General features: G+C 71.9%; 19 protein-coding genes and 2 tRNA genes. 14 read left to right on the top strand and 7 right to left on the bottom strand.

Features of this window, described 5'->3' with window-relative positions; translation table 11 throughout:
• Window positions 1-174 precede the first annotated feature (174 nt).
• Window positions 175-1,782 (top strand): polyamine aminopropyltransferase, encoded by a 1,608-nt coding sequence (locus ACFZBU_RS42810; RefSeq protein ID WP_391589203.1) that lies wholly within the window; start codon window positions 175-177, stop codon window positions 1,780-1,782.
• Window positions 1,783-1,842: 60 nt separating this feature from the next.
• On the opposite strand, the gene ACFZBU_RS42805 is transcribed toward ACFZBU_RS42810, so the two are convergent.
• Window positions 1,843-3,051 (bottom strand): lipid II:glycine glycyltransferase FemX, encoded by a 1,209-nt coding sequence (locus tag ACFZBU_RS42805; protein WP_391589202.1) that lies wholly within the window; start codon window positions 3,049-3,051, stop codon window positions 1,843-1,845.
• A gap of 309 nt (window positions 3,052-3,360) precedes the next feature.
• On the opposite strand from ACFZBU_RS42805, the gene murJ reads away from it, so the two are divergent.
• From murJ to pyrE, 3 genes are all read left to right on the top strand, one after another.
• Complete coding sequence (gene murJ / locus ACFZBU_RS42800; protein WP_391589201.1) at window positions 3,361-5,040, top strand: murein biosynthesis integral membrane protein MurJ; 1,680 nt, start codon at window positions 3,361-3,363, stop codon at window positions 5,038-5,040.
• An 87-nt stretch (window positions 5,041-5,127) separates the two neighbouring features.
• Window positions 5,128-5,886: a hypothetical protein gene (locus ACFZBU_RS42795; protein ID WP_391589200.1), complete on the top strand. Its 759-nt coding sequence runs from the start codon at window positions 5,128-5,130 to the stop codon at window positions 5,884-5,886.
• Between the two features lie 11 nt (window positions 5,887-5,897).
• Window positions 5,898-6,437: an orotate phosphoribosyltransferase gene (gene pyrE, locus ACFZBU_RS42790; protein ID WP_391589199.1), complete on the top strand. Its 540-nt coding sequence runs from the start codon at window positions 5,898-5,900 to the stop codon at window positions 6,435-6,437.
• A gap of 588 nt (window positions 6,438-7,025) precedes the next feature.
• Here the strand turns inward: pyrE and ACFZBU_RS42785 are convergent.
• Window positions 7,026-7,697: a DedA family protein gene (locus tag ACFZBU_RS42785; protein WP_391589198.1), complete on the bottom strand. Its 672-nt coding sequence runs from the start codon at window positions 7,695-7,697 to the stop codon at window positions 7,026-7,028.
• A 184-nt stretch (window positions 7,698-7,881) separates the two neighbouring features.
• On the opposite strand from ACFZBU_RS42785, the gene ACFZBU_RS42780 reads away from it, so the two are divergent.
• On the top strand, window positions 7,882-9,249 hold the full coding sequence (locus ACFZBU_RS42780; protein WP_391589197.1) for an FAD-dependent oxidoreductase: 1,368 nt from the start codon (window positions 7,882-7,884) through the stop codon (window positions 9,247-9,249).
• A gap of 100 nt (window positions 9,250-9,349) precedes the next feature.
• Here ACFZBU_RS42780 and ACFZBU_RS42775 read toward each other — a convergent pair whose 3' ends face one another.
• Window positions 9,350-10,336 carry a hypothetical protein gene (locus ACFZBU_RS42775; RefSeq protein ID WP_391589196.1) on the bottom strand — a complete coding sequence of 329 codons (987 nt, stop codon included), beginning with the start codon at window positions 10,334-10,336 and terminating at the stop codon, window positions 9,350-9,352.
• Window positions 10,333-10,953 carry a SigE family RNA polymerase sigma factor gene (locus ACFZBU_RS42770; RefSeq protein WP_391589195.1) on the bottom strand — a complete coding sequence of 207 codons (621 nt, stop codon included), beginning with the start codon at window positions 10,951-10,953 and terminating at the stop codon, window positions 10,333-10,335. The genes ACFZBU_RS42775 and ACFZBU_RS42770 overlap by 4 nt, the downstream gene beginning before the upstream one ends.
• 407 nt (window positions 10,954-11,360) lie before the next feature.
• Here ACFZBU_RS42770 and fbaA point away from each other — a divergent pair, with 407 nt between their 5' ends.
• The gene (gene fbaA, locus ACFZBU_RS42765; protein ID WP_391589194.1) at window positions 11,361-12,383 is read left to right on the top strand and encodes a class II fructose-bisphosphate aldolase; all 1,023 of its coding nucleotides are present in this window, start codon (window positions 11,361-11,363) and stop codon (window positions 12,381-12,383) included.
• Window positions 12,384-12,503: 120 nt separating this feature from the next.
• Window positions 12,504-12,920, top strand: a complete 417-nt coding sequence (locus tag ACFZBU_RS42760) for a DUF3151 domain-containing protein (protein ID WP_391589193.1) — start codon at window positions 12,504-12,506, stop codon at window positions 12,918-12,920.
• 118 nt (window positions 12,921-13,038) lie between these two features.
• Here the strand turns inward: ACFZBU_RS42760 and ACFZBU_RS42755 are convergent, their stop codons facing one another.
• On the bottom strand, window positions 13,039-14,025 hold the full coding sequence (locus tag ACFZBU_RS42755) for a diacylglycerol kinase family protein (RefSeq protein WP_391589192.1): 987 nt from the start codon (window positions 14,023-14,025) through the stop codon (window positions 13,039-13,041).
• Window positions 14,026-14,149: 124 nt separating this feature from the next.
• On the opposite strand from ACFZBU_RS42755, the gene ACFZBU_RS42750 reads away from it, so the two are divergent.
• The 7 genes from ACFZBU_RS42750 (at window position 14,150) to ACFZBU_RS42720 (ending at window position 22,681) form a co-directional block, all read left to right on the top strand.
• Window positions 14,150-15,442 carry an adenylosuccinate synthase gene (locus ACFZBU_RS42750; protein ID WP_391589191.1) on the top strand — a complete coding sequence of 431 codons (1,293 nt, stop codon included), beginning with the start codon at window positions 14,150-14,152 and terminating at the stop codon, window positions 15,440-15,442.
• A 129-nt stretch (window positions 15,443-15,571) separates the two neighbouring features.
• A complete protein-coding gene (locus ACFZBU_RS42745; RefSeq protein WP_391589190.1) occupies window positions 15,572-16,924 on the top strand; it encodes an aspartate aminotransferase family protein in 1,353 nt (450 codons plus the stop codon).
• Window positions 16,925-17,211: 287 nt separating this feature from the next.
• Window positions 17,212-17,934, top strand: coding sequence for a GntR family transcriptional regulator (locus tag ACFZBU_RS42740; protein WP_391589189.1), 723 nt, complete (start codon window positions 17,212-17,214; stop codon window positions 17,932-17,934).
• A 74-nt stretch (window positions 17,935-18,008) separates the two neighbouring features.
• Complete coding sequence (locus ACFZBU_RS42735) at window positions 18,009-18,611, top strand: hypothetical protein (protein ID WP_391589188.1); 603 nt, start codon at window positions 18,009-18,011, stop codon at window positions 18,609-18,611.
• A 200-nt stretch (window positions 18,612-18,811) separates the two neighbouring features.
• Window positions 18,812-20,092, top strand: a complete 1,281-nt coding sequence (gene purD / locus ACFZBU_RS42730) for a phosphoribosylamine--glycine ligase (RefSeq protein WP_391589187.1) — start codon at window positions 18,812-18,814, stop codon at window positions 20,090-20,092.
• Window positions 20,093-20,284: 192 nt separating this feature from the next.
• A complete protein-coding gene (locus ACFZBU_RS42725; RefSeq protein ID WP_391589186.1) occupies window positions 20,285-21,661 on the top strand; it encodes a hypothetical protein in 1,377 nt (458 codons plus the stop codon).
• A gap of 117 nt (window positions 21,662-21,778) precedes the next feature.
• On the top strand, window positions 21,779-22,681 hold the full coding sequence (locus ACFZBU_RS42720) for a phosphoribosylaminoimidazolesuccinocarboxamide synthase (protein ID WP_391589185.1): 903 nt from the start codon (window positions 21,779-21,781) through the stop codon (window positions 22,679-22,681).
• Window positions 22,682-22,843: 162 nt separating this feature from the next.
• On the opposite strand, the gene ACFZBU_RS42715 is transcribed toward ACFZBU_RS42720, so the two are convergent.
• Together ACFZBU_RS42715 and ACFZBU_RS42710 are read right to left on the bottom strand one after the other, a co-directional pair.
• Window positions 22,844-22,919, bottom strand: a tRNA-Gly gene (locus tag ACFZBU_RS42715).
• Between the two features lie 91 nt (window positions 22,920-23,010).
• Window positions 23,011-23,082: transfer RNA gene (locus tag ACFZBU_RS42710), tRNA-Gly, on the bottom strand.
• Window positions 23,083-23,224: the final 142 nt, after the last annotated feature.

The following is a 23,224-nucleotide window of genomic DNA, read 5'->3' as shown; positions in this document are numbered from 1 at the left end:
CTCGGTTCCGGCTTCCGGTTCCGCCTCCGGCGCCGGCCCGGCCTCGGTTCCGGGCTCCGGGCTCTGCTCCCGGGCCCGGCACCGCCCTGCCCCCGGCCCTGCCTCCGCCTCCCGGCCTCGGCCCCGGCCCCGCCCCCCGCACTCGCCGGTTCGGGTGAACCGTCGGCGCGTTCGATGCCGCCCGGGTGCTTCGCGCCTACCGTGCTCGGGGTGAACTCCCCCGCACCGCGCGCCGCGACCATCGCGCGCGTGTCCGCGGCCCGGCCGCGCCCGGCCGCGATCGCGCCCGGGCCGGCGCGGTTCGTGGTCCTGATCGCCGTACTGGTCTGCGCGGCGTGTGGGCTGGTCTACGAACTCGCGCTGGCCGCGCTCGGCGGCACGCTCGGCGGCGACCCGGTCGTGGAGACCTCGATCGTGCTCTCGGTGATGGTCTTCGCGATGGGTGTCGGTGCGCTGGCCGCCAAGCCGCTCGCGCGCCGGGCCGCGGCGGCGTTCATCGCCGCCGAGATCCTGCTCGCGGCGTGCGGCGGGATGTGCGCGACCGGGTTGTACGCCGCCTTCGCCTGGTACGACGTCTACCGCTGGCCGATGATCGCCGTCTCGGCCGTGCTCGGGCTGCTGATCGGGGCCGAGATTCCGCTGCTGATGACGCTGGTGCAGCGGATCCGTCCACAGGAGGCGGGCAGTGCGGTGGCCGACCTGTTCGCGGCCGACTACGTGGGCGCGCTGATCGGCGGGCTGCTCTTCCCGTTCCTGCTGCTGCCGCACCTGGGCCAACTGCGCACCGTGCTGCTCGCGGGCGTGGTCAACGCGATCGCGGGCGCACTCGTGGTCCTGTGGCTGTTCCGCACCGATCTGCGGCTTCGGCTGCGGGTGGGGATGTATGCGTCGGCGGGCGCGGTGCTCGCGCTGCTGGCCGGCACCTGGCTGTACACTCCCGCCTTCGAACGGGCCGCGCGCGACGCGCTCTTCGACGGGGACGTGGTGTCCGCGCGGGAGGGCGTGGTGCTCACCCACACGGGAGCCGGCCCCGAGTTGTACGTGGACGGCGAACGGCGGGTGGCGGCCCCGGGGGCGAGCGAGGCCGCACAGGCGCTCGTGCACCCCGCGATGGCCGGTCGGCACGAGCGGGTGCTCGTGCTCGGCGGCGGCGACGGGCTGGCGCTGCGCGAGGTGCTGCGCTACCCGGCCGTGCGCGAGGTGGTGCTCGTGGTGGCACGTGTGGCCGAGACCGCGCCCGCGCGCACCGATCCGGCGCTGCGTGCGCCGGCCGGCGACGCGTTCGCCGATCCGCGTGTGCGCGTCGTCGGCGCCGACGCCTTCGCGTGGGTGCGGGCCGCCGCGGAGCGCTTCGACGTGGTCGTGGCCGACCTGCCGGGGCCCGCCACGGGCGCAGCCGCGCGGCTGTACACGCAGGAGTTCTACGGCCTGACCCGGACCGTGCTGCGCCCGGCCGGCCGGATCGTGGTGCACGCGCCCGCACCGGACGCACACCCGCGCGCCTACTGGTGCGCGGAGGCCGGCCTGCGCGCCGCGGGCCTGCGCACGGTGCCGTACCGGGTCACCGTGCCGGGCCCGGCAGATCGCGGCTTCGTCCTCGCCGCGCTCGCCGCCGGCACCGGGTTGCGGGCCGCCGACGACGCGCCGGACCCGACCGTGGTGCCGTTCCTGGCCGCCGACCGACTGGTCCGGGCCGTCTGGTTCCCGCCGCACGAGGCGCGCGTGGACGTGCCGCCGTCCACCCTGACCAACCCGCGCATCGCCGACTACGCGCGCGGGTGAACAGCCCGCGTACGGCCGATCCGGCCCTCCCGCAGCCCTCGTACAGCCCTCGTCCGGTGCTCAGCGGATCGACATGTACGCCCGGAACGCCTTGTGCAGCGCCGGCACCACCGGGTACTCCCATTCGCCCAGGTTCTCCACGACCCGCCCGTTGGTACCCAGCTTCCAGCGCAGCACGCCGAACAGCCGGTCGTCCGGGTCGATCACCGGGCTGACCCCGCGCATGTCGTAGACCGGCACGCCGCGTTCGTGCACGTCCTGGATCATCCGCCACTGGAGGGCGTGGCTGGGGCGCACCCCGCGCCCGTGGTCGGTGGACGCGCCGGTCTGGTACCACACCCGCGAGCCCGCGCTGATCAGCGTGTGCGCGGCGAGCAGTCGGTCCTCGAAGCGGGCCAGGTAGAGCTTCATCCGGCCCGCCGACTCGGTGTTGAGGGCGCGGAACTGCCGTTCGTAGTAGGGAAGTTCGCGGCCCAGTCGGAAGCCGTTGCGGCGCTCGGTGACCTGGAGCAACTCGAAGAACGCGGGCAGGTCCTCGTAGCCGCCCACGGTGATGTCCACGCCGGACTTGCCCGCCTTGGTGATCGCCCGCTTCCACTCCTGGTTGAAGCCCGCCCGGATCCGGTCCAGCGGTCGGTTCTCGAAGGGCAACTCGAAGGTGTACCGGGGCTGTGCGTCCGCGCCGTCGCCGGATGTACGCCAGCCCAGGTCGCCCAGCCGCAGTGCGACGGTGGCGCCGAGCGGGTCGATCTCGTCGGGGGTGACCCGGTCCAGGTGCTTGAGACCGTGCCTGACCGCGTCCTTGACCGTCTGCGCCTGCCACCGCCGGTGCGCCAGCGGTGGACCCATCCGCACGGTGAACACGTTCCGCCTGCGCAGGAGTTCGATCAGCGGGGTGAGCCAGCGCTCCGGATTCGGATCGGTCCAGTCGATCACCGGGCCCTCGGGTAGGTAGGCGAACCAGTACGGCACCTTGGGCATCTTGCGGTACAGCACCAGGGCCGACCCGACCACCACCCCGTTCGCGTCGTACCAGCCGATCCCCTCGCTGCGCCAACCTTCCTTGACCACGGCCCAGGACGGGTATTGCAGGAAGCCCGCGTCGCCGCGTCCGTCCAGATGGGCCAGGTGCGCGTCGGACGTCAGTCGGGCGACCCTCAGCCTCGGATCGCCCGGCACGGCGGAGGCGAGGGTGCCGGCGGCGGGCGCGGTGGGTGCCGCGGCGGGAACGTTCGAGCGCGCGGGCGGCGCCGGGAGCAGCGTGACCACGGGACGTCTCCTCGGGGACGGAGGGATGCGGGGAGCCCCGCTTCCTGTAAGAGCCCGTGGCAGCGGGTTTCGTCACCAAGAAATTCGGATGCAACGGAAGTGGCCTCCCGAGGACTCAGACAACGGGGGAGCATGTCGCGAACCCCGATCGAGGCCGAATCGGAGCCGTTTGTGAGCCATGTCGTCTCGGCGCCGCCGCAGGGCAGGCACGCTCACGAGGAGAGCCGAGACGGCGCGTCCGGGACACCCGCCGCACGGTCGGCACGCTCGCGGGCGCCCGCCCGCGGTCCGGCCGAAGGGGGCGAGGCCGTGCGCGCCGGCCGCTCGGTGTTGCGCGGTGGTGCGAGCCTGGCGCTGGGCTCCGCGGTGTCCCGGCTGACCGGCTTCGCGCGCAGCGCGACGGTGGTCGCGGCGCTGGGCACGGGGTTGTTCGCGGACGGGTACAACGTCGCGAACACGGTGCCCAACATCCTCTACATCCTGCTCGTCGGCGGCGCGCTCAACTCGGTGCTGGTGCCGCAACTGGTGCGCGCCGCCCGGCGCGACGCGGACGGCGGAGCCGGCTACACCGACCGGCTGCTGACCGCGGTCGGCTGCGTGTTGCTCGTGCTCACCGTCGCGGGCGTGCTCGCCGCACCCGCGATCGTGTCGGCGTACGCGGACTACGCCGGCGCGCAGCGCGAACTGACCATCGCACTGGCCCGGATGTGCCTGCCGCAGATCCTCTTCTACGGCGTGTTCGCCCTGGTCGGCGAAGTGCTCAACGCCCGCGGCCGGTTCGGGCCGATGGCCTGGACGCCGATCCTGAACAACATCGTGGTGATCGCGGTCTTCGGGTCCTTCCTGCTGGTCGCGCACGACGTCCGGGACGCGGCGGGCATCACCCCCGCGCAGACCCGCCTGCTCGGCCTGGGCACCACGCTGGGGATCGTGGTGCAGGCCGCCGCGCTGGTGCCGTATCTGCGCGCCGCAGGGGTGCGCTGGCGGCCACGTTTCGACTGGCGCGGGCACGGCCTCGGCACGCCGCTGCGGATGGCCGGCTGGGCGGTCGCCATGGTCGGCGTCTCCCAACTGGGGTACTGGCTGGTCACCCGGCTCGCGGTCGAGGTCTCCGACAAGGCGGTCGAGTCCGGGCTCGGCCACGGCGTGGGCTATACCGCCTACGCCAACGCCCAGTTGTTGTGGATCGTCCCGCACGGCGTGGTCACCGTGTCGATCGTGACCATGCTGATGCCCCGGATCAGCCGGGCCGCGGCGGACGGACACCCGGCGCAGGTACGCGAGTTGATCTCCCGGGGCCTGCGGCTGAACGCGCTGGTGATCGTGCCGGTGTCGTTCCTGTTCCTGGCGCTGGGCCCGCAGGTGACGGCGCTGGTCTTCCAGCACGGGGTGACCACCGAGGCGGACACCCGCGCGATGGGGCTGATGCTGACCGCGTTCGCGCCCGGGTTGATCGCGTATTCGGCGCAATACCTGATCCAGCGCGGGCTGTACGCGGTCCAGGACGCCCGCACGCCGTTCTGGGCCAATGTCGCGATGACCGCGGCCGGGGCGCTGTTCTCGCTGGTGGCCTATTGGACGCTGCCCGCCGAGTGGGCGGTCACCGGGATGGCCGCCGGGTACGGCCTCGCCCAGCTGATCGGCCTGGTATGGCTGGCCCTGGTGCTGCGCCGGCGGCTGCGCGGCCTGGACACGATCCGGGTGGCGCGTACCCACCTGGGCCTGGCGATCGTCTCCGCCGGCGCGGCGGGCGGCTCGTGGCTGTTCGCCCGCTGGTGTACGCACGCACTCGGCTCCGGGCCGTCGGGCGCGGCCGTCGCGTTGGCGGGTGCCGCGGTGCTGTTCGCGGGGCTGGTGGTGCCGGTCGCCTACCCGCGGGCACGCCGGTTGCGGTTGCCCGAGGGGCCGCCGATCCCGGCTCCCGATCCCGGCACGACGCCGCGGGTGATCGACCCCGACGCGCCGACCGGGCGGCACCGGCGGGTGTGATGGGGTGGGCGGTAGCCGCCGACCGCACGGGTCGGTCCACGGGCGCGCCGGTCGAGCACCGTCCGCTGCCATGAACGGGGAGAACGGATGCAGTACGAAGTCGTCGTGCCGATCCCGGTCCGATCGGTCTGGGACACCTTCCACGATGCCGAACGACTGGCCCAATGCGTGCCCGGCCTGCTGTTGGACGAGCCGGCCCGGGTGGATGCCGAGGGGGTCGAGCTGATCGGTCGGTGGCGGTTGCGGGTCGGCGCCGACACGGTCACGTATCGCGGCAGGCTGCGGCTCGCGGACGCGGTCGAGCCGCTGGCGCTGGTGGCGAGCGTGGCGGGCACCGAGGCCACCGAGGGCGCGGACGGCGACGGCGATGGCGCGGGCCGGTTCGCCGCGGAGTTCACCGTGCGGCTGTACGACCTGGCGGCTGACGAGCAGGACGGGCCGGGCGAGACCCGGATCGTGTTCGCCGACCCGCCGGAGCCGACCGACGCCGACGATGCGGCGGCGGCCGTGCGCGACCCGGCGCGCCCGGCCGCCGCATTCGCCCGAGCCGCCGACCTGTTCGCCGCGGCGCTGGCCGACGAATTGGCCCCGGTGCCGGCGGCGGACACCCCGTTCGAGCCGGTCGAGCCGATCGCGGACCCATTCGCGACGCCGCAGGCCCGGCCCCGGCAGCCGCAACCGCCGGCGCCGCGGCCGGCCGCGGTCGACGCCGAGCCGGATCTGTGGTCCGAGGCCGGCCACGGCACCGGTCGTGCCGCGCGGCGCGCGGTCCGGGTACTGGTGCCCGCGCTCGGCGCGCTGCTCGTCTGGCGTCTGGTCCACGTACGCCGCCGTCGCGCCGGTTAGGCTCCGGTGCCATGAATTCCGACCGCGATGCGCTCCTCGACCAGATCAAGACCAAGGCCGTCGTGCACGGCAAGGTCGTCCTCTCCTCCGGCCGGGAGGCGGACTACTACGTCGACCTGCGCCGGATCACCCTGGACGGCGAGGCCGCGCCGCTGGTCGGCCGGGTCATGCTGGAACTCACGTCGGATCTGGAGTTCGACGCGGTCGGCGGGCTCACCCTGGGCGCCGACCCGGTCGCCGTGGCGATGCTGCACGCCGCCGCCGCGCAGGGGCGCAAGCTGGACGCATTCGTGGTGCGCAAGGCCGGAAAGGCGCACGGCCTCCAGCGCCGCATCGAGGGTCCGGACGTCAAGGGTCGCCGGGTCCTGGCCGTCGAGGACACCTCCACCACCGGCGGCTCGGTGCTGACCGCGGTCGAGGCGCTGCGCGAGGCCGGCGCCGAGGTCGTGGCGGTCGCGGTGATCGTCGAGCGCGGGGCCGCGCCGACGGTGGAAAAGGCCGGCCTGGAGTACCGGGTCGCCTACCACCTGGAAGACCTCGAACTGAACTGAATCAAATCCCCGCGGAGCCATTCCACCGACGGCCGCACCGTGTGATGCCTTGCGCATTCACGGAGCGGCCGTTGCTTTTTTCGCGGTCTCGGATATTGTCGGACCCGGTTCCGACGTCGGCGCATCCGCCGACCGGACTTCCCGGGGGGGAAGTATGAATTCGTCGTGTATGTCGTCCTGCGCACTCGCCGCGATCCCGCGGCCGAGTCAATTCGCGCCGAACAGGACGTGAGCACCCCTGCCCTTTCCCCTCGGGCCGCCGGGTCGGTTCCCCGTCCGACCCGGCGGCCAACACCACCGCCGGTATCGCTCCCGTAGCGTGTCCGGGTCTCCTGCGGCGCCTCGTGCCCCGCGGGAGCGGCGTCCCACCCGAGGGCGGACGCCGCATCGAAAGCCACCCTGCTCCCGGTCCCCGTCCGGGGGCAGGGTGTTTTCGTCCCCGGGTAATAGTCGTGCGCCGGCCCGACGCACGGCGACGCGAAAAGGTTGCACGCCCGAGCATTTCAATTCGGCCGATCGAGGCGTCGGCGCGGACAACGAAAAGCGGTGGTGCACCATTGGTGCACCACCGCTTCGCAGCGTATGTGTTCAGTTACTCGACGACGATGACGCCGCTTCGCGCTTCGCCTCCCGCTTGCTGCGAATGACCTCGATGATGATCGGCAGCAACGAGATCAGCACGATGACGAACACCCCCGGCAGCAGGTACTTGTCGATACTGCTGCCGATCGTGTCGCCCAGTTTGTAGCCGAGCAGGATGATTCCGTCGGTCCACACCAGGCCGCCGATGACGTTCCACAGGAAGAACGTCCGCGCGGGCATCTCCAGGACGCCGGCGACGGGGTTCAGGAAGGTGCGGACGATCGGGATGAACCGGGCGAGCAGCACCGCCTTGGCCGGGCCGAACTTCTCGAAGTACTCCTCGGCCTTGGTCACGTACTCGGCCTTGAACAGCTTGGAGTCCGGTTTGTTGAACATCTTCGTGCCGAACCGGGCGCCGAGGAAGTGGCCGAGTTGGGCGCCGGCGATCGCGCACAGCGGTGCGCCCAGGAGCAACCAGGGAAGCGAGATGGACGTGCCGACGATCTCTTCCGCCGACGAGGACGCGGCGACGCCGGCCAGGAACAGCATCGAGTCGCCGGGGAAGAAGAACCCGACCAGCAGACCCGTCTCCGCGAAGATGATCGCGAGGATGCCGATGAGTCCGAACGTCGAGATGAGGGACGTCGCGTCGAGGACGTTGACAGCTTGGAATTCCACCTCTGGAGGGTAGTCCGCGCGAAGCGTGCCTCGTCACCCGTCCCCGTCCCGAACCGCGCATCATTACCGGGTCGGGACCTTGCCGGCGGGAATCGTGGGCCGGGCCGACGACGAACGGTGTGGGCGGACGCCCGCGCCCGGGCACACACGGACACACGCACGCACACAGAGTCAGGGGTAGCACGTGGGCATCGAGCGGCTGGTGGTGATCGGCGGCGACGCCGCCGGAATGAGTGCGGCGTCCCAGGCCCGGCGCCGGCGCGCCGAGGACGACCTGGAGATCGTCGTGGTCGAGCGCGGCCGGTTCTCCTCGTACTCCGCGTGCGGCATCCCGTATCTGGTGTCCGGCGAGGTGGACGGCCCGGACGCGCTGATCGCGCGCACGCCACAGGAGCACCGCAAGCGCGGGATAGACCTGCGGATGGGGGTCGAGGCCGAGGGGCTCGACCTGGATCGGCGCGAGATCGCGGTCCGCGACCTGGCCACCGGACGGGCCGACCGGATCGGCTTCGACCAACTCGTGCTCGCCACCGGCGCGGTGCCGATCCGGCCGCCGCTGCCGGGCATCGACGCGCCCGGCGTGTACGGCGTGCAGACGCTGGAGGACGCCCGCGAGCTGACCGGGTGGCTGGCTCCCGAGCACCGTACGGCGGTGGTGATCGGCGGCGGCTACATCGGCATCGAGATGGCCGAGGCGATGGTCCGCAAGGGCCTGCGGGTCACCGTCGTGGACCGCTCGGCGCACCCGATGTCCACGCTCGACCCGGACATGGGCGCGCTGGTCCAGGAGGCCATGGAGGGTCTGGGCATCGAGGTGGTGACCGAGACCGAGGTGCTGGGGATCGAGGTGGTGGACGGTCGCGCGAGTGCCGTGCTGACCGCCGACGGCCGCTTTCCCGCGGACATCGTGGTGCTCGGCCTGGGTGTGCGTCCCGCCACCGAACTGGCCCGCGAGGCGGGCCTGCCGCTGGGTGCGAGCGGTGGTCTGTGCACCGACCTGCGGATGCGGGTCACCGCGGACGGCATCTGGGCGGGCGGGGACTGCGTCGAGGTGCTCAACCTGGTCTCCGGTCGGCGCCAACACATCGCCCTCGGCACCCACGCGAACAAGCACGGCCGGGTGATCGGCACCAACATCGGCGGCGACTACGCGACCTTCCCCGGCGTGGTCGGCACCGCCGTGAGCAAGGTCTGCGACCTGGAGATCGGCCGGACCGGGCTGCGCGAGAAGGACGCGGCGGCCGCGGGCTACGAGTTCGTGAGCGCGACCATCGAGTCCACCGGCCGGGCCGGCTACTACCCGGGCGCGCGGTCGATGAAGGTCAAGATGATCGCGGAGCGGATCACCGGTCGGCTCCTGGGCGTGCAGATCGTCGGCCGGGACGGCGCCGCGAAGCGGATCGACACCGCGGCGGTCGCGCTCACCCACCGGATGTCGGTCGAGGAGATGACCTCCCTGGACCTCGGCTACGCGCCGCCGTTCTCGCCGGTGTGGGACCCGATCCTGGTCGCGGCCAGGAAGGCGGCCCAGAAGGTGGCCGAGGGCCACTGACCACCCCCACGGCACGCACGCACGGCACATTCCCACGGCACGCGCCGCCGCCGGTGCGTGCCGTGGGTGCGGTGTGGTCTTGTCCGGTCGGCGGCGTGGATCAGCCGGTCGTGCGGGGCTTGAAGCCCGACAGGTCCACGGACGCGACCACGTGGTCGATGTCGGTGTCCGCCTTCGGCCCGGCACTGGTCGCGAAGATCTCGATGCCCAGATCCGGCATCGACCAGGTGCGCACCCTGAAGTCCTGACCGCCCTTGCAGGTCACCGAGACCACGCGATACTCCGCGCCGTGCCCACCGACCGTGCGCTTCTCCCGGGTCACCACCTCGGGAGTGATCGTCTCCGTGCTGTCCATCGGGAACAGGTGCCCATCCTTCGCGCACAACGGCTGAGTGGCGTAGTTGTACGCGGAGACGTCCAGCAGTTTCGCGTAGCTCCACACGTCCGGATCGCCGACCCGGCCGACCAGGATCCGCGCGGAGTCGAGATCGCAGGGGTACTTGACGTCCCCCGTCACGGGCGCGGAGAAGCAGCGGCTGGAAAGCGTGCCGTCGCTCAGGGGAGTGCCGGGCCGGTCACGCCACCCGGACGGCACGGCGACCCTGATCGCCTGCGCCCCGAAGGACTTGCTCGGCGGCCGGGTGCTCGTCGGCACGCTCGGCGTGCCGGCGCGCGTCGGGGGCGTCCTCGACGGAGTGCTCTCGTCCGGCGGCTCCGAGTCCGGCACCGACGGGGGAGCCGTGGTCCCGGGCGCACTCGGCGACGTCGCCGCGAGCGGCGGCGCCAGGGACACCGCGGTGGGCTCCGGGGTGGTCGGCAGTGCGCTCACCGACATCGGCCGGTTCGCGGGCGCACCCGCGGTGTGCTCCGGCGCGCCGATCAGGGACACCCCGCCGAAGGCCGCGGCCACGGCGGCCAGCACCGCGAGCGGGATGCCGATCCTCCCGACCCGACTCCGGCGATCCTCGTTCGACGTGGGCGGGCCCGGCGGTCGCAGCGAGCCGAGCGTGACTGAGTCCGCGCGCGAGGCCAGGGCCGCGCGCAGCAGATCCTCCATCGATTCGTCGCGCGCATCGCGTTCGGTCACGACTGTTCGTCCTTCATGAGTTTTTCGAGGGCGTCGATGGCACGGCTTGCCGTGGACTTCACCGCTCCACGGGAAAGCCCGAGGGTCTCGGCTATCTGGGCCTCCGTCATATCGGACCAATAACGCAGCACCAGCACTTCGCGCTGTCGCGGAGCCAGACGCTGCACCGCCCCGAGCACCCGCAGGTGCTCCTCGGACAGGACCACCGCGTCCTCGGGCGAGGAGGCGTCGGGTTCGTGCGGGGGCACGTAGGCACGGGCGGTACGCCGGCGGCGCAGTACCGAGCGGGAGAGGTTGACCACCGAGGTGCGCAGGTAGGCCAGCGCGTTGTCGACGTCCTCCAGTTCCTCGCCGAAGCGCCGGTACAGCGCGGTGAAGGCGTCCTGGACGACATCCTCCGCGGTGCCGAGGTCGTCGACGAGCAGGATGGACAGCCGGACCATGCCGAGCCGTTGGGCGTGATACAGCTCGGTCAACGTCGGGCGGGCCGGCGGTTCCCCGCCGCCGCGCAGGATTCGAAATCGCGACCGACGTGGTGCCTCCGGCGCCGTCGCGTTCTCCGACGGAGAGCCGGACGACTGGTCGCCCCCGAATGCCGGCATGCTCAGCAGCGCCACAGCCCCGCCGCCCCCTTCGCTGTCATGAGACCGCCCCCACCCTCCGTGCACAGCCTGTGTCCTGGTGACGTCCCGGGGGCCGACAGGTTGCGTGTCCACCCGAAGTTCCGGGTGTGCATGACGAACGCGACCACTGGGGAGGCTGTGGACAAAGAACCGAGGACGAACCGCGACCAGGGCGCCGCGAAGGCCGGTGCCGCTCCCCGCGGGTATCCCCAGAGCCCGGTGCGGCCCGGCCGCATCGACCTGACGCTTCGTCAGATATTGCATTCGCTCCCCCGAACGGGGAGGACGGGATGCGGTGTCGTCCGGAGCGGTCTGCCAGGATGGGCGGCAAGCGGGGATACGGCCGTCCGTGTCCGAAAACCCTCATATCACCGCTTGGCTGAGCAACGAGGAGCAGACGCATGCCCATCGCAACTCCCGAGGTCTACGCCGAGATGCTCGACCGGGCGAAGGCCGGTCGATTCGCCTACCCGGCGATCAACGTGACCTCGTCCCAGACCCTGAACGCCGCGCTGCGCGGCTTCGCCGAGGCGGAGAGCGACGGCATCGTCCAGGTGTCCACGGGCGGCGCGGAGTTCCTGTCCGGCACCACCGTCAAGGACATGGTCGTGGGCTCGGTCGCGTTCGCCGAGTACGCGAAGGTGGTCGCGGAGAAGTACTCGGTGAACATCGCCCTGCACACCGACCACTGCCCCAAGGACAAGCTCGACGGGTTCATGCGCCCGCTGATCGACATCTCGGCCGAGCGCGTGGCCAAGGGTCGGGACCCGCTGTTCCAGTCGCACATGTGGGACGGCTCGGCCGTGCCGCTCGACGAGAACCTCGAGATCGCCCGTGAGCTGATCGCCAAGTGCGCCGCCGCGCGGATCATCATGGAGCTGGAGATCGGCGTCGTCGGCGGCGAGGAGGACGGCGTCGACAACGAGATCAACGACAAGCTCTACACGACCCCGGCCGACGCGCTGGAGACGGTCGAGGCGATCGGCCTGGGCGAGAAGGGCCGCTACATGCTGGCCGCGACGTTCGGCAACGTGCACGGCGTGTACAAGCCGGGCAACGTCAAGCTGCGTCCGAGCATCCTCAAGGACATCCAGGACGCGGTCGCCGCCAAGTACGGCCGGGAGAAGCCGTTCGACCTGGTCTTCCACGGCGGCTCGGGCTCGCTCCTGGAGGAGATCCGCGAGGCGCTCGACTACGGCGTGGTCAAGATGAACGTCGACACCGACACCCAGTACGCCTTCACCCGCCCGGTCGTGGACCACATGCTGCGCAACTACGACGGCGTGCTCAAGGTGGACGGCGAGGTCGGCAACAAGAAGCTGTACGACCCGCGTTCGTACGGCAAGGCGGCGGAGACCGGGATGGCCGACCGCGTGGTCGTGGCCTGCCAGGACCTGCGCTCCGCGGGCACCCGGCTCAAGTAGCGGGCCCCGGCTCGAGCAGCAGGCGCCGGGCCGCACCCGTCCCGTCGAAGCCCGCGACCACGAGGTCGCGGGCTTCGCGTCGTGACGGGCGATCGGCCGTGATGGGCAATCATGGGGACCATGACCATCGATCAGAACCTTTTCGGCGGACCCGACCCCACCTATCTGCCCGAGGAATCCGAGCCGCTGGCGCTGCTCGTGGACGGAGTGCCGCCGGCCGAGGTGGCCGCGAAGTTCCCGACCTTCTCGCTCGCGTGGGCCGACCTGGCCGACGACGCGTTCGCCAAGGGCAACGTGATCGAGTCCTACGCCTACGCCCGGGTCGGCTACCACCGCGGCCTGGACGCACTGCGCCGCTCCGGCTGGCGCGGCCACGGCCCGGTGCCGTGGGAGCACGAGCCGAACCGCGGCTTCCTGCGCTCGCTGCATGCGCTGGCGCGGGCGGCGGGGGCCATCGGCGAGGAGGAGGAGTACTCGCGCTGCACGATCTTCCTGCGGGACAGCAGCCCGGCCGGTGCCGACGCGCTCGAAGGCTGAGTCGGACCCGGCCTGCGGCCGAGGTGGCCTCGAAGGCCGGCCGGGCCGAATGTTTTCGGCCCGGCCGGCGTTTCGGCCGCGGTCCCGGAAGCCGGTTGCCCGCGGCTGCGGTGTGCGGCTACGCCGGTACGAACAGCCGCCATCCGGTCGGGCGCACCGTCCAGGTGCGCAGACGGACCGGTCCGGTCGCCATGCCGTCGGCCGCGTAGGTGAAGTCGCGACCGCACACCGTGATTTCGTGTGCGCGCAACTGCACCAGTGCGTCACGGGCCTGGGCCGCGCCGAACCGGGCGGCTCCCGGATGCCCGGTGATCATCACACTCGCCGTACCGACGCCGTCCGCGACGTCCGCGTCCTGGAGGGCGTGTGCGCCATTGGCACCGTTCGTCCGGTTCGTCCCGTTCATTCCATCGGTGCCGTCGGACCCGTTCGACGTGACTTCCGTCATCTTCGGCCCCGGTGTCACCGAGCCGTCGCAACCCAGATGCACGGACAACACCGGCCGATCCATGTCGGCAACGACACACCCGTCCGCCTCGATCCGCAGCCGGTGACCCGAGGGCCCCACCGCCGCGCCGACGGTGCTCGACACGGTCCGCACGGCGTGGTCGACCAGCATGCGCCAGCCGCGCCCGAGCGTCGGCCGTGCCGGCGCCGAACGGGTCGAGCGCACGCCGTGACCGATCCGGACCGAGCGCAGCGCGAGCCCGCCCAGATCGTCCGACATCAGGTCGAAGGAACGTTCGTTCTCGCCCAGGGCCACCCGTGCGGCCTTGGCGGGCTCGGCCGGCAGGCCCAGTGCCTCGGCCAGTCCGTGGCCGCGTCCGGTGTCCACCGGGACGATGCCCAGGGGCGTGTCGCCGAGCTCGCCCGCGCGATCCAGTAACCGCGCCACGGCGTGCACTCCGGCATCCCCGCCGATCACCACGACACGCCGACGGCCCCGCCGCGCGAGTGCGCGTTGCAGGTCGGCGGTGTCCGTGGGAATGACGATCTTGCTGGGGGCGCAGGCCCGCAGAACATCGAGCGCGACCCGGACGGATTCGCCGTCCGCCGAGCGAGCCGCAGGGTCCGTGATCACGAGCAGCGAGCGCTCGGCCGACACCGGTCGTCCTTCCTCAGGTAACCTCTCCCCGCAAGAGCCCCTTGCCGCGCACCGCGTCAAGGGGCTTGGACCGTCCGGGGCTCCCGTTGTCAAACATGCCCCGCCTGGAAGGGGTGTACGCCTCATGCCCGCACTCGTACTCGTCGGCGCCCAATGGGGAGACGAGGGCAAGGGGAAGGCTACCGACCTGCTCGGCGGATCCGTCGACTACGTGGTCCGGTACCAGGGCGGCAACAATGCCGGCCATACCGTTGTCATCGGCGATCAGAAGTACGCCCTCCACCTGTTGCCCTCCGGCATCCTCACGCCCGAGTGCACGCCCGTCATCGGCAACGGTGTCGTGGTCGACCCGGGGGTGCTGCTCCACGAGATCAGCACCCTGGTCGAACGCGGCATCGATACCTCCAAGTTGCTCATCTCGGGCAATGCGCACCTGATCACGCCGTACCACCGCACTCTCGACAAGGTGACGGAACGGTTCCTCGGCAAGCGCAGGATCGGCACCACCGGGCGCGGCATCGGCCCGGCCTACGCCGACAAGATCAACCGGGTCGGGATCCGCGTCCAGGACCTGTTCGACGTCGGCATCCTGACCCAGAAGGTCGAGAGCGCGCTGTCGGACAAGAACCAGATGCTGGTCAAGATGTACAACCGCCGCGAGCTGCGGGTCGAGGAGGTGGTCGAGGAATACCTCGGCTACGCCGAGCAGCTCAAGCCGTACGTCGCCGACACCACGCTGGTCCTGAACCGGGCCCTGGACCAGGGCAAGGTCGTCCTGCTCGAAGGCGGCCAGGGCACGCTGCTGGACGTGGACCACGGCACCTATCCGTTCGTCACGTCCTCCAACCCGACCGCGGGCGGCGCGTGCGCGGGATCGGGCATCGGTCCGACCAAGATCACCGGCGTGATCGGCATCCTCAAGGCGTACACCACGCGCGTGGGTGCCGGACCGTTCCCGACCGAACTCTTCGACGAGGACGGCGAGGCGCTGCGCCGGATCGGCCACGAGCGCGGGGTGACCACCGGTCGCGACCGGCGCTGCGGCTGGTTCGACGCGGTCATCGCGCGCTATGCGACCCGGGTCAACGGGCTCACCGACTTCTTCCTGACCAAGCTGGACGTGCTGACCGGCTGGGAGGAGATCCCGGTCTGCGTCGCGTACGACATCGACGGCGTGCGGCACGACGAACTGCCGATGTCGCAGACCGACTTCCACCACGCGAAGCCGATCTACGAGAAGCTCCCCGGCTGGACCGAGGACATCACCGGCGCGCAGAGCTTCGACGATCTGCCGAAGAACGCGCAGGCGTACGTCCGCGCCCTGGAGGAGATGTCCGGCGCGCCGATCTCGGCGATCGGCGTCGGCCCCGGCCGCACGCAGACCATCGAGATCAACAGCCTGCTCCGCGGCAAGTAGCGGGCAGGCGGCGGCTCGCAGGGGCCGAGGACACGATGCGGGGCCCGGCCGACACACTGTCGGCCGGGCCCCGTGATCGTTGACAACCTGACGGGTGGAGCGGCGTTTGTCCGGCCGTAGGGTGGCCGCATGAGCACTCTGGACCCGGCGGCCGGGAAGGCCGTCTACGACGCCGACCGCGCCCACGTCTTCCACTCCTGGTCCGCACAGGGGCTCATCAGCCCGCTGGCGGTCGCGGGTGCCGAAGGTTCCTACTTCTGGGACTACGACGGCAACCGATACCTCGACTTCGCGTCCCAGCTGGTCAACACCAACATCGGCCACCAGCACCCCAAGGTCGTCGCGGCGATCAAGGCGCAGGCCGACAAGCTGTGCATGATCCAGCCGGCCTTCGCCAACGACGCCCGCAGCGAGGCCGCCCGGCTGATCACCGAGCTCGCGCCCGGCGACCTCGACCGAGTCTTCTTCACCAACGGCGGCGCCGAGGCGAACGAGAACGCGATCCGGATGGCGCGCCTGCACACCGGCCGGCACAAGGTGCTCTCCACCTACCGCTCGTACCACGGCGCCACCGCCAACGCGATCGCGCTGACCGGCGACCCGCGCCGCTGGCCGAACGAGACCGGCGTGTCCGGCATCGTGCACTTCTGGGGCCCCTACGCCTACCGCTCCGCCTTCCACGCCGACGGCGAGGCGCAGGAGTGCGAGCGCGCGCTGGCGCACCTGGAGAACACCATCGTGTTCGAGGGTGCCCAGACGATCGCCGCGATCGTGCTGGAGACCGTGGTCGGCACCGCCGGCATCCTGGTGCCGCCGGCCGGCTACCTTGCCGGGGTCCGGGCGCTGTGCGACAAGTACGGGATCATCTTCATCGCCGACGAGGTGATGGCCGGCTTCGGCCGCACCGGTGCGTGGTTCGCGGTGGACAACTGGGGCATCACCCCGGACCTGATCACCTTCGCGAAGGGCGTCAACTCCGGATACGTCCCGCTCGGCGGCGTGATCATCTCCGACCGCATCTTCGAGACCTTCCGCGAGCGCCCCTTCCCCGGCGGCCTGACCTACTCCGGTCACCCGCTCGCGTGCGCCGCCGCCGTCGCGACGATCACCGCGATGCGCGAGGAGAAGATCGTCGAGAACGCCAAGTGGCTCGGCGAGAGCGTGATCGGCCCCGAACTGCGCGCGATGGCCGAGCGGCACCCGAGCGTCGGCGAGGTCCGCGGCCTCGGCGTGTTCTGGGCGATCGAGTTGGTCAGGAACAAGGAGACCCGCGAGCCGCTGGTCGCCTACAACGCCGCCGGCCCGGCCGCGCAGCCGATGAACGAGTTCACCGCGGCGTGCAAGGCCCGCGGCCTGTGGCCGTTCGTCAACATGAACCGCACCCACGTGGTGCCGCCGTGCACGAGCACCGAGGGCGAGGTCAAGGAGGGCCTGGCCATCCTGGACGAGGCGCTGACCGTCGCGGACGCCTTCTGCGCGTGAGCACCCGCTGACCCCTCCTGAGGATCCGCCCGACCGGTTCGGGCGGTCCCGCTCGGAGCTTCGCAACGAGCCGTACCCGCACCCCGACCGGTGCGGGTACGGCTCTTTCCGCCTCCGCGGGCCGGTCGTTCGCGGATCCGGCGGTCGAACTCCCGACGTCGCGGGCGAAATCGGATGGGCACGTTGTTCCCCAAATCGGATATCCGTTCATATGATCGACGCGATCGACTTGATCGGACGGATGCCCGTCGGCGCGACGGCGCCGACGGCCGGCGGGAAGAGACCGCGTGCAGTCGGCACAGGGCAGTGTTTTAGACGGCGGCCTGCTTTTCGGCTCGGCCGATCCCATCGGCGCAGGCGCCCCGTTGCGGCGAACCAGCCTGCGCCAGGAGATCGCCGAGGTGCTCAGTGACGACCTGGTGACCGGGCGGCTCGCCGCCGGTACCTCGCTCACCGTCAACGAGACCGCGCAACGCTTCGGCGTCTCGGCAACTCCGGTACGGGAGGCGCTGATCCAACTGGCCGCGCAGGGCCTGCTGCTCGGCGGCCACCACCGCGGCTTCCAGGTGTGCACCTTCACCTGGACCGACTTCGCCGAGATCGTCGAGTCCCGTCGACTGCTCGGCGTCCCGCTGATCGGCCGGGTCGCGCGCACCGCGCCGGAGGAGGCGATGCCCGCGCTGTGTGCGCTCGGCGATCGGCTCGACGCCGCGCGATGGAACGGCGACGTGTCCGAGGTGGCCCTGCTCGATCGCCGCTTCTTCGCCGAACTCGGGCGCTGGAGCGGCAATCGCCGACTGGCGGACGTGCTCGCCGTGCTCCGGGTCCAGGCCTGGATGTACATCGTTCCCTACCTGCGCGACGCCCCGCCGACCGCGTCGGGCTGGGGCCGCTACCGCGAACTCGCCGACAAGGTCGCGCGACGCGACGCGGAGGCGGCGATGGCCCTGATGCGCGACTACACCTCGGTGGGCCGCCGGCTCGCCCGCGAACTCGCGGACGCGCGCTGACGATCGCCCCGCCCCAGGACGGTACGGTGGCGCCCTGACCCGCCACCCGCACCGACAAGACCGGGAGCTGCACCGTGGATTGCGACGTCTGGCTCGTTCCGCTGGTGGACGCGCTGTGTCACAACCCGGAGAATCCGTTCCGCGACGAATTGGCCGCCTACGACGCCGCGCTCGTCGGCAACGGCTTGCCTGCCGTGCCGGTGCGCACGTGGCAGCCGGGCACCGCAGAGGTGCGGTTGGCCGGCGCGTTCGACCACGAATCGCTGCACTACCTGCGCCGCGCCTATCTGCTGCACCGCACGGGGTTCCCGGTCACCCCGGTGGAGCGGCTGGGCGAGGACTACGACCGGCTCCTGGAGACCTTCGAGGCCGCCGCCCAGTTCTCCCACCTGGTCTGGCACTACGACCACGCGGGCGCCTACCTGCCGATCGACTTCCCGCAGCCGCTGATGGACGACCCGCTGCCCGAGGACGGCGGGCCGCTGGGCTCCAGCCTGGGCATGCTGCGCGAGCTGGAGGACCTCGCCCCCTACATCGGGGTGGACCTGCTCGACCCGCCCCGACCCACGCCCACCTACGACGGAGCGCCGTTCGCCCGCGAGCGCTTCGTGTGGGCGACCCTGTACGCCGCGGCGCAGGAGAGCGTGACCCTGGGCGCGATGGTGGTCTTCGCCTGAGTTCGGTGCTCGTGCCGCACCCCACCGGTGCCGTGCGCCGGCAGGGTTCACCCCGGGCGCGGCGCCCGGCACGGCCCCTCGCCGCACCGCCGAAACGTCCGAGTACTCCGGTACGAGAACGTTCCGGCGGCACACCGAGGCACCGCACCGGACACCGCGCCGGGTCAAACCCTGCCGGCGCACGGCACTAGGCTGCCGGTGTGAAGGTCCTCGTGATTGGCAGCGGTGCCCGTGAGCACGCGCTGTGCCGCTCGCTCTCCCTCGACTCCGCGGTCTCCGCCGTCTACTGCGCGCCCGGCAACGCCGGCATCGCCCAGGTGGCCGAGCTGCGCCAGGTCGACGCCCTCAACGCCGGGGACGTGGCCGACCTCGCGCAACGGCTCGGCGTCGACCTCGTCGTCGTCGGCCCCGAGGCGCCGCTGGTCGCCGGTGTCGCGGACGCCGTGCGCGCCCGCGGCATCGACTGCTTCGGCCCGTCCGGCACCGCCGCCCGGCTGGAAGGCTCCAAGGCGTTCGCCAAGGAGGTGATGGCCGCGGCCGGCGTGCCCACCGCGCGCAGCTACGTGTGCACCACCCCCGAGGAGGCCGACCACGCGCTGGACGCGTTCGGGCCGCCCTACGTGGTCAAGGACGACGGCCTGGCCGCCGGCAAGGGTGTCGTGGTCACCGACGACATCGAGGCCGCCCGCGCGCACGCCGCGTCCTGCGACCGCGTGGTGATCGAGGAGTTCCTGGACGGCCCCGAGGTCTCGCTGTTCGTGCTGTGCGACGGCAACGACGTGGTGGCCCTGCAGCCCGCCCAGGACTTCAAGCGGGTCGGCGACCAGGACGCCGGCCCCAACACCGGCGGCATGGGCGCCTACACCCCGCTCCCGTGGGCCCCCGAGGGCCTGACCGAAGACCTGGTGCGCACCGTCGCCCAGCCCACCGTGGACGAGATGCGCCGCCGCGGCACCCCGTTCTCCGGCGTGCTGTTCATCGGCCTGGCGCTGACCTCGCGCGGCCCGCGCGTGATCGAGTACAACTGCCGCTTCGGCGACCCGGAGACCCAGGTCGTGCTGGCGAGCCTGGCCACCCCGCTGGCGGGCGTGCTGCACGCGTCCGCCACCGGCCGCCTGGGCGAGCTGGAGCCGCTGCGCTGGCACGAGGGCGCGGCGGTGACCGTCGTGATCGCCGCGGAGAACTACCCGGCCACCCCGCGCACCGGCGACCCGATCAAGGGCCTGGCCGAGGTGGCCAAGCTCCCGCACACCTACGTCCTGCACGGCGGCACCCGCCGCGGCGAGGCCGGCGACGTGTTGTCCTCCGGCGGCCGGGTACTCTCGGTGATCGGCACCGGGGCGACCCTGGAACAGGCATGCGAACGTGCGTACGAGGGCGTCGCGCTGATCGGCCTGCCCGGCTCGCACCACCGCACCGACATCGCGGCCAAGGCGATCCGGGGCGAGATCAGCGTCGCCGGCGGGGTCGCGAACAGCTGAATTCGGCCGTTTGCAGTCGTCACCGGTCGGCTCGAACACACACAGCCGTCCGGCCCCGGATCTCACTCGCAGGGATGGTGTTCGGCCCGAAGGGGCTGAACACCCGAACTCGTCGCATTATCGTGCGAGCACCGCGGGTCGTGACCGACGACCCGGACGAGTGATCCCCGGATCCAGGATCGGATGAGGGCGATGCGTGTGGGCGAGTCGGCCGAACCACTGGCGTTGGCCGAGGCGCGCGCGCGGGCGCGCGCGGTGCTGTGGGTGCGCAACGGCGCCGTCCTTGCCGCGCTTACGGCCGCCGGCCTGCTGCTGTACGGCGCCTCGCGCACATTCGGCGCGAGTGCGCCGGGAACGCTGCTCGCCGCCTCGGCGGTGGCCCTGGTGGCCGTGCTCGCCTGGGTCGCGCTCGATCTCGCGCTGGTACGCAGGACCGGCGTCCCGGCGATCACGCTGAGCGCGCGGGACGCCCCCGAGCTGCACACGATGGTCCGCGAACTGGCCGAGGAGCTGCACGTTCCGATGCCGGACGGCATCCGACTGTGCCCCGAATGCGACAGCTGGCTGGAGCCCGACCCCCGACGGGCCCGGCGCACCGTGCTGGTGATCGGCGCACCGTTCCTGTGGTGGCTGCGAGAGGGTGAACTGCGCGCCCTGCTCGCCCCGGTCGTGGCGGGCACCGAGGCATCGGCCGAACCGGCCGTCGCGGGTGCGCGGCGCTGGGTGCGCAGGCTGGACGCCGTCGCCGACGTGCGCCGCTCACTGGGCCCGCTCCCGCTGCGCCCGGCCCGCCGCGTCTCCCGCGCGTTCGCCCGCCAACTGCTGGGCCTGTGCCAGGGCCACGCCGAGCTGATGGAACGCGAGATCGCGGTCGGCGCGGCGGCCCTGGCCATCCCGCTGGAGCCGGAGCTGCGGGCCGCCGCGCACGAACAGGTCGGTCTGGCCTACGCGGGCTGGGACCGGCTGCTGACCCGCCTCGCGGCCCCCGCCTGGACGATCGGGCGGCGGCCGGACGCGCTGATGGCGGGTGTGGTGTCGGCACTGACCGAGCTGTCCCGGCGGGACAAGCTCGCGAACGCGTTCGGTGCGCGCCTGACCGAGCGGCCCGCCAGCGACCTGCTCACCGACCCGGACGCCATGGACGGCGAGATCTCCCGCCTGGCGGCGGGCATCTTCGCGGACAACCCGACCCCGGACCCGGTCCGCTGGGCGGACTACCCGCAGGCGGTCATCGAGCCGGTCTGGCGGGCCCGGGCAGCGGCCTTCGCGGCCCCGGTCGACGACGCCCTGGCGGGGCTGCGCCGGGACCCGGACGAGGGCCGGCGCAGGGCCGCCGACCACCTGTTCGCGGTGGTCGCGTGCGCGGCCCTGGACACCGGCCGGATGCGGCCGGCGGTGGACTGGCTGGACGGCCCGGTCCTGGTCGACGGAGCCGGCCGGGCGGTCGACCTGGCGACCCTGATCACCCGCGCCGTCGACGAGGGCAACGACGCCCCGCTGCGCACGTGGCTGGCCCGCATCGGCATCCCCACCCGGGAACCGGTCCACCCGGGCGGCTCCGCCGCGTAGGCCGTGTCCGGCGGTGGGCCGGCACATTCCGGCCCCGACGGGGGTCGTGAAAGACTCGGCTCGCCTCGCCCCGGCGCAGAAGCGGCGAGCCCACGACCCGAGAAAGTGCTGGTTTCAGTGAGCGGATTCGTCACCAAGCCCGAGCCGGTCGAGGTTCCCGGCCTGACCCACATCCACACCGGCAAGGTGCGTGATCTGTACACCGACACCGACGGCAACCTCGTGATGGTGGCGAGCAACCGGATGTCGGCCTTCGACTGGGTCCTGGACCCGGAGATCCCGGAGAAGGGTCGGATCCTCACCAGCATGTCGCTGTGGTGGTTCGAACTGCTCGCGGACCTGTATCCCAACCACGTGATCTCCACCGAGGTCCCGGCCGGTGCCCCCGCCGACTGGGCCGGCCGTGCGCTGGTGTGCCGGCGCCTGGACATGGTGCCGGTCGAGTGCGTCGCGCGCGGCTACCTGGCCGGTTCCGGCCTGGTGGAATACCGCGAGGCGCGCACGGTATGCGGGATCGCGCTGCCCGAGGGCCTGACCGACGGCTCCGAACTGCCCGCGCCGATCTTCACCCCGGCCACCAAGGCCGAGGTCGGCGAGCATGACGAGAACGTGTCGTACGACTACGTCGTCGAGCACCACGGCGCCGAGCTGGCCACCACGCTGCGCCAGGCCACGCTGGCCGTCTACGGCCGGGCCCGGGACATCGCCCGCGAGCGCGGGATCATCCTGGCCGACACCAAGTTCGAGTTCGGCCTCGACCCGGAGGGCCGGCTCGTGCTGGCCGACGAGGTGCTCACGCCCGACTCGTCGCGCTTTTGGCCCGCCGACGAATGGGAGCCCGGGCACGCCCAACCGTCCTTCGACAAGCAGTACGTGCGCGACTGGCTGGCCTCGCCCGACTCCGGCTGGGACCGCGCGGCGGACAGCCCGCCGCCGGCCCTGCCCGAGGAGGTCGTCCGGCGTACGCACGAGAAGTACGTCGAGGCGTACGAGCGACTGACCGGCCGCCGCTGGGCCTGAGCACCGCACCCGATCACCGCCGGGCTCCTGCCGGGGCCCGGCGGTGTCGTGTCCCGGCACACCCGCGGGGCCGGGCATCCGGATGCCCGGCCCCGCGGGCCCGGGAGCTGCCGTATGCGCACAGCAAGAAGGCCGGATCACCTGGGTGATCCGGCCTTCTCATGGAGCGGACGACGAGATTCGAACTCGCGACCCTCACCTTGGCAAGGTGATGCTCTACCAACTGAGCCACGTCCGCACGACTCGGGGTTTCGGCCCCGCGTTGTGTCCCAACCCTACCCGATCCGCGGAGGTGGTTGCCACCAACCTCGGTTCGAGGGGTCGAGCAGAGCAGGCGACAGGAATCGAACACTGCGTCTCCCCCTTGGAAAGGGGGCGCTCTACCACTGAGCTACGCCTGCGTGTGTTCCCCGGTTTCCCGGGTGCAAGAGAACTCTATAGGACCCCGGGAGGTGCCAAGTACGCTCCGGAGTCGGATCGCTACAGATGTCCGGCTTTGCCGGAAAAGTTCTTCCGTGGGGTCCCGATCCCCGTCCTGCCGAC

This window comes from Embleya sp. NPDC008237 (assembly GCF_042956465.1).
GTDB lineage: Bacteria > Actinomycetota > Actinomycetes > Streptomycetales > Streptomycetaceae > Embleya.
The sequence above is the reverse complement of the archived record's forward strand: the minus strand, read 5'-3'. Positions and strand labels throughout refer to the sequence as shown.

Excerpts from the sequence above, each read along its gene's own strand:
- ACFZBU_RS42810 (WP_391589203.1), top strand. The coding sequence starts at position 175 with ATGCCGCCCGGGTGCTTCGCGCCTACCGTGCTCGGGGTGAACTCCCCC.
- ACFZBU_RS42795 (WP_391589200.1), top strand. The coding sequence starts at position 5,128 with ATGCAGTACGAAGTCGTCGTGCCGATCCCGGTCCGATCGGTCTGGGAC.
- pyrE (WP_391589199.1), top strand. The coding sequence starts at position 5,898 with ATGAATTCCGACCGCGATGCGCTCCTCGACCAGATCAAGACCAAGGCC.
- fbaA (WP_391589194.1), top strand. The coding sequence starts at position 11,361 with ATGCCCATCGCAACTCCCGAGGTCTACGCCGAGATGCTCGACCGGGCG.
- ACFZBU_RS42760 (WP_391589193.1), top strand. The coding sequence starts at position 12,504 with ATGACCATCGATCAGAACCTTTTCGGCGGACCCGACCCCACCTATCTG.
- ACFZBU_RS42750 (WP_391589191.1), top strand. The coding sequence starts at position 14,150 with ATGCCCGCACTCGTACTCGTCGGCGCCCAATGGGGAGACGAGGGCAAG.
- ACFZBU_RS42745 (WP_391589190.1), top strand. The coding sequence starts at position 15,572 with ATGAGCACTCTGGACCCGGCGGCCGGGAAGGCCGTCTACGACGCCGAC.
- ACFZBU_RS42725 (WP_391589186.1), top strand. The coding sequence starts at position 20,285 with ATGCGTGTGGGCGAGTCGGCCGAACCACTGGCGTTGGCCGAGGCGCGC.